The 12517-nt window shown below is 70.6% G+C and carries 17 protein-coding genes; 7 read left to right on the forward strand and 10 right to left on the reverse strand.

The window, feature by feature from the left end:
- Positions 1-73: 73 nt before the first annotated feature.
- Positions 74-1498: a hypothetical protein gene (locus ACFWZ5_RS10195; RefSeq protein ID WP_384796130.1), complete on the reverse strand. Its 1425-nt coding sequence runs from the start codon at positions 1496-1498 to the stop codon at positions 74-76.
- A gap of 135 nt (positions 1499-1633) precedes the next feature.
- Here ACFWZ5_RS10195 and ACFWZ5_RS10200 point away from each other — a divergent pair, with 135 nt between their 5' ends.
- Positions 1634-2161, forward strand: a complete 528-nt coding sequence (locus ACFWZ5_RS10200) for a cupin domain-containing protein (RefSeq protein ID WP_384796132.1) — start codon at positions 1634-1636, stop codon at positions 2159-2161.
- Between the two features lie 221 nt (positions 2162-2382).
- Positions 2383-2844 carry a hypothetical protein gene (locus tag ACFWZ5_RS10205; protein WP_384796134.1) on the forward strand — a complete coding sequence of 154 codons (462 nt, stop codon included), beginning with the start codon at positions 2383-2385 and terminating at the stop codon, positions 2842-2844.
- Positions 2845-2887: 43 nt separating this feature from the next.
- Here ACFWZ5_RS10205 and ACFWZ5_RS10210 read toward each other — a convergent pair whose 3' ends face one another.
- From ACFWZ5_RS10210 to ACFWZ5_RS10240, 7 genes are all read right to left on the reverse strand, one after another.
- On the reverse strand, positions 2888-3331 hold the full coding sequence (locus ACFWZ5_RS10210) for a hypothetical protein (RefSeq protein WP_384796136.1): 444 nt from the start codon (positions 3329-3331) through the stop codon (positions 2888-2890).
- Positions 3332-3372: 41 nt separating this feature from the next.
- Positions 3373-3597 (reverse strand): DUF397 domain-containing protein, encoded by a 225-nt coding sequence (locus tag ACFWZ5_RS10215; RefSeq protein WP_384796138.1) that lies wholly within the window; start codon positions 3595-3597, stop codon positions 3373-3375.
- Positions 3598-3700: 103 nt separating this feature from the next.
- The gene (locus ACFWZ5_RS10220) at positions 3701-4549 is read right to left on the reverse strand and encodes a helix-turn-helix domain-containing protein (RefSeq protein ID WP_384796140.1); all 849 of its coding nucleotides are present in this window, start codon (positions 4547-4549) and stop codon (positions 3701-3703) included.
- 27 nt (positions 4550-4576) lie between these two features.
- Positions 4577-5098 (reverse strand): DUF6879 family protein, encoded by a 522-nt coding sequence (locus ACFWZ5_RS10225; RefSeq protein WP_384796142.1) that lies wholly within the window; start codon positions 5096-5098, stop codon positions 4577-4579.
- Positions 5064-5312 carry a hypothetical protein gene (locus ACFWZ5_RS10230; protein WP_384796144.1) on the reverse strand — a complete coding sequence of 83 codons (249 nt, stop codon included), beginning with the start codon at positions 5310-5312 and terminating at the stop codon, positions 5064-5066. Before ACFWZ5_RS10230 ends, ACFWZ5_RS10225 begins: the two co-directional genes overlap by 35 nt.
- A gap of 43 nt (positions 5313-5355) precedes the next feature.
- A complete protein-coding gene (locus tag ACFWZ5_RS10235) occupies positions 5356-5544 on the reverse strand; it encodes a DUF397 domain-containing protein (RefSeq protein ID WP_384796146.1) in 189 nt (62 codons plus the stop codon).
- Positions 5541-6356, reverse strand: a complete 816-nt coding sequence (locus ACFWZ5_RS10240) for a helix-turn-helix domain-containing protein (RefSeq protein ID WP_384796148.1) — start codon at positions 6354-6356, stop codon at positions 5541-5543. The genes ACFWZ5_RS10235 and ACFWZ5_RS10240 overlap by 4 nt, the downstream gene beginning before the upstream one ends.
- A gap of 125 nt (positions 6357-6481) precedes the next feature.
- Between ACFWZ5_RS10240 and ACFWZ5_RS10245 the strand changes: the two genes are divergently transcribed.
- Together ACFWZ5_RS10245 and ACFWZ5_RS10250 are read left to right on the forward strand one after the other, a co-directional pair.
- Positions 6482-6904 (forward strand): ATP-binding protein, encoded by a 423-nt coding sequence (locus ACFWZ5_RS10245; RefSeq protein ID WP_384796150.1) that lies wholly within the window; start codon positions 6482-6484, stop codon positions 6902-6904.
- A 296-nt stretch (positions 6905-7200) separates the two neighbouring features.
- Positions 7201-7926, forward strand: coding sequence for a helix-turn-helix domain-containing protein (locus ACFWZ5_RS10250; RefSeq protein ID WP_384796152.1), 726 nt, complete (start codon positions 7201-7203; stop codon positions 7924-7926).
- 17 nt (positions 7927-7943) lie between these two features.
- On the opposite strand, the gene ACFWZ5_RS10255 is transcribed toward ACFWZ5_RS10250, so the two are convergent.
- The gene (locus ACFWZ5_RS10255) at positions 7944-9401 is read right to left on the reverse strand and encodes an FG-GAP and VCBS repeat-containing protein (RefSeq protein ID WP_384796154.1); all 1458 of its coding nucleotides are present in this window, start codon (positions 9399-9401) and stop codon (positions 7944-7946) included.
- Positions 9402-9538: 137 nt separating this feature from the next.
- Between ACFWZ5_RS10255 and ACFWZ5_RS10260 the strand changes: the two genes are divergently transcribed.
- A complete protein-coding gene (locus ACFWZ5_RS10260; protein WP_384796156.1) occupies positions 9539-9895 on the forward strand; it encodes a hypothetical protein in 357 nt (118 codons plus the stop codon).
- A gap of 12 nt (positions 9896-9907) precedes the next feature.
- Here ACFWZ5_RS10260 and ACFWZ5_RS10265 read toward each other — a convergent pair whose 3' ends face one another.
- Positions 9908-10687, reverse strand: coding sequence for a helix-turn-helix transcriptional regulator (locus tag ACFWZ5_RS10265; RefSeq protein WP_384796158.1), 780 nt, complete (start codon positions 10685-10687; stop codon positions 9908-9910).
- A gap of 69 nt (positions 10688-10756) precedes the next feature.
- Here ACFWZ5_RS10265 and ACFWZ5_RS10270 point away from each other — a divergent pair, with 69 nt between their 5' ends.
- Both ACFWZ5_RS10270 and ACFWZ5_RS10275 read left to right on the forward strand, forming a co-directional pair.
- Positions 10757-11200, forward strand: coding sequence for a VOC family protein (locus ACFWZ5_RS10270; RefSeq protein WP_384796159.1), 444 nt, complete (start codon positions 10757-10759; stop codon positions 11198-11200).
- A 104-nt stretch (positions 11201-11304) separates the two neighbouring features.
- Positions 11305-12453: an ADP-ribosylglycohydrolase family protein gene (locus ACFWZ5_RS10275; protein WP_384796161.1), complete on the forward strand. Its 1149-nt coding sequence runs from the start codon at positions 11305-11307 to the stop codon at positions 12451-12453.
- Positions 12454-12517 lie beyond the last annotated feature (64 nt).

The raw sequence follows: 12517 nt of genomic DNA on the forward strand, positions 1-12517 counted from the left end.
GCGGGGGTCCAGGGGGCGCAGCCCCCTGGTTCGGGAAGGGGCGGGTCTGGGGCGCACCCGCGAGGGAAAACGCCTAGCGCCCCACGTCCTGCCCGAAGTGCGCATACCCCTCCGGCGCCCCCAGCCCCTTCGGCCCGAAGGAGTCAAGCCCGGCCGTGGTGAGCCCGGAGGCACCGCCCCGGAACACCCAGGCCGCCCCCGAGTTCTCGTACGCGCCGTCCTCCCCGTGCGCAGTGACGGTCAGGTCGGCCTTCTTGTCCCCGTTGAGGTCGGACAGCAGCACCCGGTGCCCGAACCAGTCCTCGGACTCGGACGCACCGGGCACACCGGGCTTGGACTGGTCGAAGGCCTGCGCGCCCGTCCCGCTGAGGCCCCCGCGGGCCCCCTTGAGCAGGACGACGGACCCGGCGTCGGTGACCCGGGAGACCCCGCTGCCGATGTCCTCGCCGGGCACGCCCACGGCGACGTCGGCGTAGCCGTCACCGTTCACGTCACCGGCGCTGATGTCGGACCCGAACCGGTCCCCGGTCTCGCCGACCCCGGGCACACCGGCGGTGTCCTGGGTGATCTTCTTGGTGCGGGTGGCCGCGGGGCCGTTGGCGCTGCCGTAGTCGACGCGGACGGTTCCCTTGTCGGACTCGTTGTCGTCGTTGCTGCTGCCGTTGTCACGGGTGACGAAGTCGCCGTAGCCGTCACCGTCGACGTCGGCGATCGCGCCGCCGAGCGAGGACTTGAGGCTCTTGTCGGTCTTGGTGAGCCCGTCCTTGGTGCCCTTCCAGAAGCGGCTGGCGTACGCCATCTCCTCGAACCCGTGGCTGGTGACGAGGTCGTCGATGCCGTCGCCGTTCAGGTCGCCGGCGATGAGGTCGCCGGGCCCGAAGGTCTTGCCGGTGAGGATGGCCTGCTGGCGGGCGGGCTTGCCCTCCCGGGTGAAGGGACCGTACGCGATGGTCATGCCCGCGTCGTCCTCGTCGTTGTCGGGGTAGTCGCGGGTGGCGAGGTCGCGATGGCCGTCGCCGTTGAAGTCGCCGACGCCGTACCCGGCGAGCTTGAAGGGCAGTTCGGCGGACGCGCCGGTCAGCCCGTCCCGTGACCCCCACAGGACGAGGGGCTTGCTCCCCCAGTTGCCGCTCACGGTGAGATCGGTGAACCCGTCCCCGTCCAGATCCACGGCCGTCGCCGAGGTCCCGAAGGTCCCGTCCTTCTCGATCTCGCCGGGGACGCCCTCCGTGCCCTGGTTGATGATCTTCGGGTGCGCCCGGTCGGGCCCGTTCTTGGAGCCGTACACGACGGCCACGTAACCGGCGTACGTCTTGCCGTCGATGGTGGCGTACGGGGCGGTGATGGCGAGGTCGGCGTACCCGTCGTGGTTGAAGTCGGTGACGGGGGTGCGGGGCGCCTGCGCGGCGGGCGTGGCGGCGGATGCGGTGCCGGTCGCGGCGAGCGCGGTGGCGGTCGCGGTGGCCACGAGCGCGGCGGCTATGGCGGTGCGTCGCACTGAGTCCTCCTCTGGATGGTGGTACTTGGGAGACCCGTGAGGTGGATGAAGGGTTGCACGCGACGAAAATTGACCCACATTTCCAAAGCTGAAGTGACCTGAACAGCAGGTCATTCACGCCATAGAGTTCTGACCATGAACACGGACAACAACGCCACCGCCGCCGCCACCACGACCCCCCTCCAGCCGGTCCTGACCCGCCACGCCGACGCCGAGACCTGCGCCGACCCCAGCAGCGTGATGACCCTCCTCGGCGAGACGGGCACCGCCGGCGGCAACGGCTTCACCAGCTACCGCTCCACCTTCGCCAAGGGCGCGGTCGGCGCGCCCGCCCACTTCCACACCAAGGCGACGGAGCTGTTCTTCGTCATCAGCGGATCGCTCCAGGTCCTGGTGGGCGACGAGATCACCATCCTGAACGCGGGCGACTTCCTGGCGGTCCCGCCGCACACCCCGCACGCCTTCGCGGCGGCCCCCGGCAGCGAGGCGGACGTCCTCTTCGTCTTCACGCCGGGCATGGACCGCTTCGACTACCTGCGCCTGCTCGGCCGCGTCCTGCGCGGTGAGGCCGACCCCAAGGAGATCGCGGAGTCCTCGGAGCGGTTCGACAACCACTACGTGGACAGCGCGGTGTGGCGGGCGGCGCTGGAGGCCGCGAAGTAGTCGGAATTCCACGACAATAGTCCGGAATTAATCAATAACCTCCCCCTTTCGCAACCATGTCCGAACAGTCTGCGCCGTAGTCGGCTTGGCCACATCTGCCCCTGCGCGGCGATCAGTTCCCCCGCATGGTGGAGAGCCTGTGCTGGTCGGCGCCCGGCTAACCCTTGCCCGGCGCCGTCCGGCCGTCCGTTGGCCTGTTCTGCGAGAGAGGAAGTCCGCACATGGCTCCGATCCCCGTCAAGCCCGGCAAGTACAAGATCCACGCGCACATCATCGGCCCGACCAGTCTGCTGACGGCCACCGAGTACGCCGTCAAGCACGGCGCTCCCGTCATCACCGACCGCCTCAACCCGCTCCCGATCGAGCAGGAGTGGATCATCGACCTGCCCGAGGCCGGGCAGGAGCCGGTGCCCGGATCGCCGTACGTGATCCACCTCGCGTACCACCCGGCGGCGGGCCTCGTCGTGCCCGAGGACAAGCTGTACGTCAACAGCGTGCCGCGCGCCGAGTGGGCGAAGTTCACCTTCGAGCGGGTCATCGGCGGCCTCAAGATCCTGTCGGAGAACGGCCTCGCCCTACGCGCTGGCCACCGCGGCGCGCAAATCGTACTCGTCAAGCCCCAGCCCGAGTTCCAGGAGACCTGGACCCTGGAGTACCTGGGCCCGATCCCCACGGAGGAGTAACGCGGGGCGGCACACGGTCAGGGTGGTGGACTCCGGGGACCGGCTACCCGAGCGGGCACGCCAGTCCCGGCAGCGCGCGATTCGGTGAGCAGCAGACCAGGGCCAGCGAGAGGAACGCGGGGCGTTCCAGGTAGAAGCCGTGGGACACGTCGCCGCCCCGGCTGAGCCGCTCGGCGGCGGAGTCCACCAGCGCCGCAATCCGGCTGCCGTCGCGATCCGCCGCGGAGGCGAACCGGGGAGCGTGCGCCACCAGTTGTTCCCCGAGCCAGGCCGCCGCGCCTTGCGGCTCCTGCCACGTCCCCCGGACCATGGCCCCCGGCTTGATCAGCCAGTACGCCGTCTCCAGCGGCGGCAGGTCCACCGCGGGGAACTCCGCCGCCACCGCGCGATGCCGCTGGATCAGCTCAGGCCTGCTGCCGGGTGGGGGCGGGTCCGGGTGCGCGGGCCGTCGCAGCGCCTCGACGTCGAACCGCTGCTTCGGCCCCACCCACAGATACCCGTGATGGTGGCGGACCTGCCGGAAAGCGGTCAGGCGGAAAGCCCGAACCGGGCCGGTTCGATACCGGCCGCGTCCAGTTCGCCGGTGGTGTAGCGCAGCGGTTCCATGTCCGGCCGCTTGCTGTCGCCCACGGCCCACGCGTCCGGCCCGATCTTCGCGAGGGTGAGACAGCCTTCGGTGCAGGGGCCGCCGCACGCCTGCATGAAGGTGGCGCCGGTGATGTCGAGTGCGTAGAGGTCGGTTCCGTTCTGCATGGGGGTGCCTTCCTGTTCGTCCTGCGGCCTTGAGTGGCGCGCTGACGACGCTAGGGAGAGCGGAGGATGCGAGGCCATCTTGTTGCACGTTGTTGCACGCGAATCACCTGAGCGTGTCCATCGCCTTGCCGATCAGGGAGCGGGCGCGCGGGCCGTACATGGCCATCCGGGAGAGCCGCGCGAATGCCCGGAGGTACACCTCGACCTCCGTCGGGGCGGTCACGGTCACCTTCGCGGTCAGCAGCTCGACGTGGACGCGTTCGTCGTCGAACACGGTGAACGTCTCCGGTCCCCACAACACGCGCGGTGCGGCGCGCGGAATGATGCCGAGCGACACGGCCGGGTAGGACATGGCCGTCAGCAGGTACTCCAGTTGGCCCGTCATCACCGAGTCATCGCCCACGCGATGAGTGAGCACGTCTTCCTCAACCAGTATGACTACGCGGTGCAGGCCGTCGCGGATGATCTGTGACCGATCGGTACGGGCGGCAGCCGCCGCGTCGACGTCGTCCGGCAACGAGCGGAAGTCAGCGATCAGCGACAGCAGGGCATGGGCGTAACTCTCCGTCTGGATCAGACCGGGCACCACCCGGGAGCAGTACACCCTGAAGAGCTTCGTCCGTTCATAGAGCGGAAGGTTGGCTGTTTGGAGTCTTCGCAGCCCTGTGCGCTGCATCCGCCGCCACTCGACGTACATGGAGTCGGCCGAGCGGGACGCGGCGATGAGATCCGGTGCTTGCCCCTCGGCTTCACAAGCAGCACACCAGGCCAGAATGTCGGCGTCCGACGGTACGGTCCTTGCTGCCTCGACGCGCGAAGTCTTGGCCTTGTTCCATCCGCATCGATCGGCCAGTTCCTGCATCGTGAGGCCGGCATCGCGGCGCAGATCGCCAAGGCGCGCCGCGATGGCTTCCCGGGCGGCCCGCGCGCTGGAGGACGGAGACGATGACATGGGCTGGCCACTGTGCCAGGGAGACGGTCAGACCTCGTACTCCTCGTGCGGAACACCCCGGGCCCAGGCTTCCTCGAACGATGCCGCGAAGAGCTTCAGCACACGGGGGTCGGAGCTGAACTCGTCCTCCACGAGCGTCCCGTTGCCCGCGAAGTGGTGAATCCTCGCCAGCCGGTCGTCGAACAGCCAGAAGTCGTTGCCGGGAAGCAGAAGGTCCGACGCGCGACGTCGGGACACCCATCGGACGTGCTCACCTGCCGCGAGATTCGCCCGGGTCATGTAGTGCTCCCACCGGATGTACTCCGACGCGGGCTCGCTGATGATCCGAACTCTGCGGATGACCACTCCGCGCCGCACGGCCTCCGTGATCCGCTCGTGGAACGGGCGCCACCACGAGGCCCGGTCGTCCCAGTCGATGCGGTGACCGCGCCGCCACGCCGCGAAGCGCTCGTTGTCGCCGTAGTCGTCCCGCGTCTCCAGGTGGATCGCCGAGCGTTCCGTGGCCTGGATGCACTCAGCGAAGCTCGGCTGCCGAGCGTTCTGCTGCATCGCAGGCCTCCCTGATCCGGGGCACCATGCGGGCTGGGAGACGGATCACCGCCTCCGTGTCCGGAATGGGTCCGGCGTCCAGGCATTCCGTCCTGGTGGGTTCGTCCGCCTTCCACCCCTGGATGACGAGGTCGGCGTTCTTGTCGTCCACCCAGACGGTAGGGCAGTGGTCCTCGTCCGTGTCGGGATCCTTGCCGAAGAGCAGCAGAGCCATGGCTTCCTCTCCCGTGCTGTGGAATTCCGCACTCCCACACGCCTCAGCGTTCCGACGCGAACGTCAGGAACTCGGCCCAGGCCTCGCCTCTGACGGTGAGCCGGGCCGAGTTCCTGGTTTTGGAGTCGCGTACGTGGACGGTGGCGTGCGGGGTGGATATGGCTACCTCGACGCAATCCGGGCCGTCGTTGCCGCTGTAGCTGCTCTTGAACCAGTTCAGCTCGGATGTCATGTCTCTGCTCCCATGACTCTCTCGATGAAGGCCAGCGACTCCCGGGGCGAGAGGGCCTGCGCCCGGATCATGCCATAGCGCATTTCTAGGACTTGGACGTCTCGAGGATCGCTGATCACGCGGTCGTAGAGCTGGGCCTCGACGTGTCCCAGCGTTGTGCCCTCCCGGAGCTTCAGCAGCCGGAACGAGCCCATCATGCCCGCGTGTTCCTCACGATCCATGGGCATGACCTGGATCGAGACATGGCGCAACGTGCCTACGTCCAACAGGTGTTCGAGCTGGTGTCGCAGCACCATTCTGCCCCCGATCGGCCGCCGCAGCGTGGCCTCTTCCTGGACAAAGGTCACCTCTGGTCGTGGTACTCGGTCGAAGACAGCTTTCCGCGCCATGCGCGCGGCAACGAGTCGCTCGACCTCGTCCTCCGCATACGCGGGCCGCCGCATCTCGTACAGCGCCCGTGCGTACTCCGGTGTTTGCAGCAGCCCGTGGATGTGAAGGCTGGCGTAGGCGCCGAGGTCGACCGACTCGTCCTCCAGCTTCTTCAGGTCCCGGACCTTCTTCGGATACCGGGCCTCCTCCACGTCCTTCTTCATCGCGGAGATCTTGCCGCCCGCGCCCAGGACCTCGTCCGCCTTGTCCAGGAAGCTGACCGCCTTGGGGATCCGCCGCCCTCGCTCGACCGAGGACACCATCTCGCCGCCGTACCCGATGGCCGCGCCCAGCTCCGGCTGGGTCAGGCCGGCGGCCTCGCGCCACGCCTTGATCTGGCGGCCCACCGCCTTGAGTGCTGCCGTCGCTTCCTCGTCCTCCATGCCGCCCACCTCCCGCGTACGAGCCGGACAGTCCCGGGCGGTACCCGGACAGTCGCTCTGCGTACCGGCTCACCTGCTGTTCAGGGTAGACAGGAGTGGCCACGCTGAGTGATGTGAATGGTGAAATGACTCAACGGGCCGTGGAAGTACGGCACTTCTCGCTGCTGTTGGCCGCCACGCGCAAGGGTGCGCGGCTGGCGCGGACGCTCACGGAGCGTCAACTCCGGGTCTGGGATCTGGCGTCCGGCGACGCCGAGCAGATCGTCGCCGAACTCGCCGCCAACGCCGTGCTGCACGGCCACGTACCGGGCCGGGACTTCCGCCTGACGCTCCGGCTGGACTCGGCCGACGTGCTCCGCGTCGAGGTGACGGACGCGCGGGGCGACCGGGTCCCGCGTATCGACGACCCGGGGGAGGAGGGGCGGGCGGAGTCGGGCCGGGGGCTCCGGCTCGTGGCGGCGTACGCGGATCGGTGGGGCGTGGACGAGGAGGTGGACGGCTGCAAGACGGTGTGGGCGGAACTGGCACCGGGTCGCGTGGAGTTGTGACCCGGTCGGGCGCGACGCCAAAGAGGAAAGAACCAGGGAAAGGACCTACCCCGCCCCACCAGCCCCGGTGCTCACTCGCACGGGTGAACATCGCCAACTCGGCTGGCGTGTACGGCAGTCGGTGGTGCAGCGTCAGCGACGACAACCGCAGACATGAAACGGCCCTCGCCGGGACTGGCATCCCTGAGCGAGGGCCTGTTCACCGAGGAAGAAGCGAGCTCTTCCTGATGACTGAGCAGCAGCTTAGCGCGCCTGTGCGCGCCCAGTCCGGCCGTTCCGGAGCCGGAGTCCAACACGTGACCGTTCCGATCAGGGAGCGGTTCACCGTGGTCGCACATGATCTCGCCCAGCACCCACATCTGTCAGGCCTTGCTGTCGGCGTGGGCGTCCACATCCAGTCGGTGCCCGACGGCACCCGGGTCGGGATCAAGGACCTTGCCTTACGGCTCAGCGAGGGCGAGATCCGGATCGCCGCCGCCTTGCGGGAGTTGGAGAAGTACGGCTTCCTGCATCGCTTCAAGGAACGGCTGCCGTCGGGGAAGATCGTGACCCGCACGGTCTGGTACAACAAGCCGCGGTCGGTCGCCATCGAGGCTCCAGCTCCAGCTGAGGCGCCCGCCCCGGAGCCCCTGGACCCGCAACCCGCGAGTGACTGCCCGGCGGCGAACGACCTGTTGGCGGGGCTGCGGGCCCACGACCCCCGCCTCCTCCTGACTCCACGGGACGTACACCGCCTGACTCCCGCCGTCTCCACCTGGCTGGAGCGTGGCGTACCCCCGGCCGCCGTACGCCACGCCCTGACGAACGGCCTCCCACCGGACCCGATCCGGCACCCGGCCGCCCTCCTGGCCCACCGCCTCAAGGTGCTCCTGCCACCGCCCTTGCCCACGCCACCGCGGGAGCCCGACCGGCCTCCCCGACCCGACCCGCTCCAGACCTGCGACGGCTGCGACCGGGCCTTCAGAGCGGCGGGGCCCGGCCGGTGCCGGGACTGCCGCGGGCGCGGTGGCGTCGCGGCGTGACCGGGACCCGCCGGGGGCTAGCGGTTGAGCTCCTCGCCCAGGCGCGCGTGGTCCTCCGGGGCGCCGAGGGCCGCCGGGCCGAAGGACGTGATGCCGGACGTCGTCAGGCCGGTTCCCGTGCCCTTGAGGACCCAGGCGGCGCCCGAGTTCTGGTACGTGCCGTCCTCGTCCGGGGCCACGACGGTCAGGTCGGCCTTCTTGTCGCCGTTCAGGTCGGAGAGGAGGGCCGAGGAGCCGAAGCGGTCGTCCTTCTCGGAGGCGCCGGGGACGTCCGCCGTGGTCTGGGTGAAGGCCTGCGCGCCGGTGCCGCTCAGGCCGCCGCGGGCGCCCTTGAGCAGGACGACGCTGCCCGCGTCCTGGACGTTCTTGGTGCCCGCCTTGACGTCCTCGCCGGGGACGCCGACCGCGACGTCCGCGTAGCCGTCGCCGTTGACGTCGCCCGCGCTGAGCGCGTAGCCGAACATGTCACCGCTGTTGTAGTCGTCGCCGACGTAGCCGCCGGACTCGCCGACGCCCGGGACGCCGGGGCTGTCCTGGGTGATCTTGGAGGTGCGGGTGGCCGCGGGGCCGGTCGCGCTGCCGTAGTCCACGCGGACGGTGCCCGCCTCGGAGTCGTTGTCGTCGTTGCTGGTGCCGTTGTCGCGGGTGACGAAGTCGCCGTAGCCGTCGCCGTCCACGTCGGCGACCGTGCCGCCGACGGACGACTTGATGCCCTTGGACTCGTGGCTCAGGCCGTCCTTGGAGCCCTGCCAGAAGCGGCTCCCGTACGCACGGTCCTCGAAGCCGTGGCTGGTCACGAGGTCGTCGATGCCGTCGCCGGTCATGTCCCCGACGATGTAGTCGCCGTTCTCGTGGCCCCCTTGAATGAAGACGGGGTCCTTCTTGGCGGGCTCGCCGGTGCGCGTGAACGGGCCGTAGGAGACGGTCATCCCGCTGTCGCTGTCGTTCTCGATCGGCCCGTACGTCCCGGTCACCAGGTCGAGCTTCCCGTCGCCGTTGAGGTCACCGGCGCCCAGCTTGGAGTACGACGTGGGGAAGGCGGTGACCGTCTCCGTGAGGCCGTCGGCCGAGCCCCACACGACGACGGACGTGTCCGCGTTGGAACCGATCAACAGGTCGAGGTGGCCGTCGCCGTCGAGGTCGCCGACGGTGACCTGCTTGCCGAAGTAGCCCCACTCCTTCACGTCGCCGGGCACGCCCGCCGTCGACCGGTCGATGACGCGCGCGTGCGCACGGTCGGGCCCGTCCTTGGAGCCGGGCACCACGGTGACGTACCCGGCGATCTTCGTGCCGTCCACCGTGGCGCTCGGCGCGCCGAGCACGAGGTCGGCGTACCCGTCCTTGTCGAAGTCGGCGACGGGCGCCTTGGGCGGGATGGGCGCGGCCTTGGGCGCGGCGGACGCGGTGCCGGTGCCGATCGCCAAGGGCGCGGCGAGCGCGGCGGCAGCGGCGGCGGCTATGAGGGAGCGTCGCACTGTTCCTCCTGGGATGCCTGGGATGCATGTGACATGCGTGAGTGACGCAGAGGAGACCGGCGAAAGGCCGCGACGGTTGTGCCCGCCCGCCTCGAAATCGCGGAATACCCCTCCTTTGACCTGCGGTTGAGGCCTGTATGTCCTCAGTACTTGTGATTGGTTACGACCCGTACGCCTTCCCCACCCCCGGCGTCGACGGAGACGCGATCCAGGCGGCTCTCGACAAGGATCTGGCGCGGCTCGCCGAGCTCGGCGTCGAAGCGGCCATGGCGCTGATCGTCGCCGACTCGACGGCCGAGCCCACCCTCGTCGCGTCGCTCACCGAGCGGCCGTGGGACGTGGTGGTCGTCGGCGGCGGCATCCGCAAGACACCGGAGCTGTTCACCCTGTTCGAGCAGACCGTGAACCTCATCCGCCGCCACGCCCCGCAGGCCGCGATCGCCTTCAACACCACCGCGAACGACACGGCAGAGGCGGCACAGCGCTGGCTGTGACCGAAGCGAGCGTCACCCGGCGTCGTGCGGGGTGTGCACCAGGATCGCTCCGCCCCGGGGCTCCGGGGTGAGCAGGAGTGTCACTTCGTACGACGCCAACTCACCGGAATCCCCGGCCAGCTGGACCGTCCGTGACGTGAAGTCGCCGACCGAGCGGCACGTCCACCAGGACTCCAGGGCCGGGGACTCCGCGCTCAGGAGCGCGGTGATCTCGTGGCTGCGGGACGTGGGGGGCTCGCGGTCGGCTCGGGTGCGGAAGTGGCGGTAGAGGTCCGTCGTCAGGGGCTGCCAGTCGGGCAGGACCTGGTGGTGGCGGGGGTCGGTGGTGAGGAGCAGGAGGAGGTTGCGGCGGTCGGGGGGCGTGGCGGCGGGGTCCGGCCAGAGGGTGGCGTACGGCTCGTTCCAGGCGTGGATGTCGAAGGCCCGGTCCAGGAGCACGGCCGGAGTGGGCCAACTGTTCAGCAGGGAGCGGTAGTCCGGCGCCTCCGAGGGGGCGGGGGAGTCCGTGGGCGCGTAGCCCGCGAGGGCCAGGGCGTGGCGGTGCGCCGCGTCGTCCAGGCGCAGGGTGCGCGCCACCGCGTCCAGGACCTGCCGTGACGTGTCCACACGGCCCTGCTCGAGCCACGTGTACCAGGCCACGGACACGCCGGAGAGCGCCGCGACCTCCTCACGGCGCAGGCCCGCCGTGCGCCGCCGGGGCGTCCCCGGCAGCCCCACGTCCGCGGGCGTGACCAGCTCCCGGTGCGCGCGCAGGAAGCCGCCCAGCTCGTGCCGCAGGGCCGGATTCGTCATCCTGTTACCTCCACTCACCCCATGAACGCCTGCCTGGTCGGCCCCCATTCCCGGCGCGAGGCTTGCCGCATGACCGACACCACGGCCACCGAGGCCACCCCCGTCCTGAACCGCCGCGACAACGACTCCTCCCGGCGCACCGAACCCCGCACCTACATCCGCGTCTACACCGGACCCGGCACCCTGGAGGACGTCACCGCCTTCTACGAGCGGCTGCTGGGCACCGAGCGGGACCTGTGGTTCACGTATCCCGAGAAGCAGCTGCGGCTCTCCGCCGTCGGCAGCTTCCTGATCGTCGAGGGGACGGTCGCCGCCCTCGCGCCCTTCCGGACCACGGACGGCACCCTGCTCGTCGATTCCGCCGACACCTACCTGGCCCGCCTGGAGGCGGAGGGCGCCGAGATCGTCTACCCGCTCCAGCGCGTGCCCACCGGCTCCGGCTTCACCGCCCAGCACCCCGACGGCACCCTCATCGAGTACGTCGAACACCGCCCGAGCCCCGACGGCAAGTAGCCAAAGCGCACCTTCCGCGCAAACCACTTGCCCCCTGAACCCACCGTTCCCGTTCGATTACAGTGCTGCGGAGTCGGACGCGGAGACACGGGAAAGGGGGTTCGGTGAGCGCCGCAGCAGCCACCGGCGTGTGGGGCCGCGCCGAGCAGCAGGACTTCCGCAGCCGGGTCCGCGGCACGCTGCTCGGGGCCGCCGTCGGCGACGCCCTCGGTGCGGGTGCCGACGGGCTCGGCCTGGACGAGATCCGGGCGCGGCACGGGGCCGACGGCCTCACCGAACCCGAACCCCGACCCGACACCGGGCCCGGCGGGCACGGCGGGCACGGCAGTCGCGGCACCGTCACCGCCGCGACCCAGCTCACCCTGTTCACCGTCGACGGGCTCATACGGGCCCAGGTGCGCCGCGACACCGGCGCCTGGCACCCGCCCACCGACCTGCACCGCGCCTACCGGCGATGGGCCGCGACCCAGCGCGACTGGGGCCCCGACGAGCGGCGCACGGAGGACGGGTGGCTGGCCCGCGAGGAGTGGCTGTACGCGCGGCGCGCCCCCGCCCGCGCCTGCCTCACCGGGCTCGCCGACGACCGCATGGGCACGCTCGACGTACCGAAGAACCCCGGCGAGCGGGGCCCGGACGCCGCCGCCCGGTCCGCGCCCTTCGGCCTGCTCGTCGGCTGGGAGGCGCAGCTCGTCCTGCAGCTCGCCGTCGAGTGCGCCGTGCAGACGCACGGGCACCCCACCGCGTACCTCGCCGCCGGCGCGCACACCGTCATCGTCCACGGCCTCGCCCGCGGCGAGTCCCTGGACGGGGCGATCCAGCGGACCCTCGCGCTGCTCGCCGCCCGGCCGGGCCACCAGCCGGTCACCGACGGCCTGCGGCACGCGCTCGGCGCCGTCCGGCAGGGCATGCCCACGGCGGCCCGCGTCGAGGAGCTGATCGGCGACGGCGACGCGGCGGGCGTGCTCGCCGCCGCCGTGTACTGCGCCCTCGTCGGCGAGGACATCCGGCACGGGCTCCGGCTCGCCGTCAACCACGGCGGTCCTTCGTCGGCGGCGGGCGCGCTGTGCGGGGCGCTGCTCGGCGCGCTGCACGGGGAGACGGCGCTGCCGCCCGGCTGGCTGACGGAGCTCGAAGGCCGGGCGACCGTCCTCGAACTCGCCGACGACTTCGCCATGGAGATGACCCAGGGGCCCGCCCTGCACAGCCCCGCGGGGGCGTCGCCGGGCTGGCTGGCCCGCTATCCGAGGGCGTAGCCGGACCCCTCCTGCACTTTTTCCTGCACTTTCACCTTTTCCTGCACCGGTTCCTACACCTGCG

The sequence above is a fragment of the Streptomyces sp. NPDC059003 genome (assembly GCF_042740445.1).
Taxonomy (GTDB): Bacteria; Actinomycetota; Actinomycetes; order Streptomycetales; family Streptomycetaceae; genus Streptomyces.

What these genes read in the sequence shown, in the direction of transcription:
- ACFWZ5_RS10270 (WP_384796159.1), top strand. Translation starts at nt 10,757, where the DNA reads ATGACCGACACCACGGCCACCGAGGCCACCCCCGTCCTGAACCGCCGC.
- ACFWZ5_RS10230 (WP_384796144.1), bottom strand. Translation starts at nt 5,312, where the DNA reads ATGGCTCTGCTGCTCTTCGGCAAGGATCCCGACACGGACGAGGACCAC.
- ACFWZ5_RS10225 (WP_384796142.1), bottom strand. Translation starts at nt 5,098, where the DNA reads ATGCAGCAGAACGCTCGGCAGCCGAGCTTCGCTGAGTGCATCCAGGCC.
- ACFWZ5_RS10240 (WP_384796148.1), bottom strand. Translation starts at nt 6,356, where the DNA reads ATGGAGGACGAGGAAGCGACGGCAGCACTCAAGGCGGTGGGCCGCCAG.
- ACFWZ5_RS10245 (WP_384796150.1), top strand. Translation starts at nt 6,482, where the DNA reads ATGACTCAACGGGCCGTGGAAGTACGGCACTTCTCGCTGCTGTTGGCC.
- ACFWZ5_RS10265 (WP_384796158.1), bottom strand. Translation starts at nt 10,687, where the DNA reads ATGACGAATCCGGCCCTGCGGCACGAGCTGGGCGGCTTCCTGCGCGCG.
- ACFWZ5_RS10200 (WP_384796132.1), top strand. Translation starts at nt 1,634, where the DNA reads ATGAACACGGACAACAACGCCACCGCCGCCGCCACCACGACCCCCCTC.
- ACFWZ5_RS10215 (WP_384796138.1), bottom strand. Translation starts at nt 3,597, where the DNA reads ATGCAGAACGGAACCGACCTCTACGCACTCGACATCACCGGCGCCACC.
- ACFWZ5_RS10220 (WP_384796140.1), bottom strand. Translation starts at nt 4,549, where the DNA reads ATGTCATCGTCTCCGTCCTCCAGCGCGCGGGCCGCCCGGGAAGCCATC.
- ACFWZ5_RS10235 (WP_384796146.1), bottom strand. Translation starts at nt 5,544, where the DNA reads ATGACATCCGAGCTGAACTGGTTCAAGAGCAGCTACAGCGGCAACGAC.
- ACFWZ5_RS10260 (WP_384796156.1), top strand. Translation starts at nt 9,539, where the DNA reads ATGTCCTCAGTACTTGTGATTGGTTACGACCCGTACGCCTTCCCCACC.
- ACFWZ5_RS10205 (WP_384796134.1), top strand. Translation starts at nt 2,383, where the DNA reads ATGGCTCCGATCCCCGTCAAGCCCGGCAAGTACAAGATCCACGCGCAC.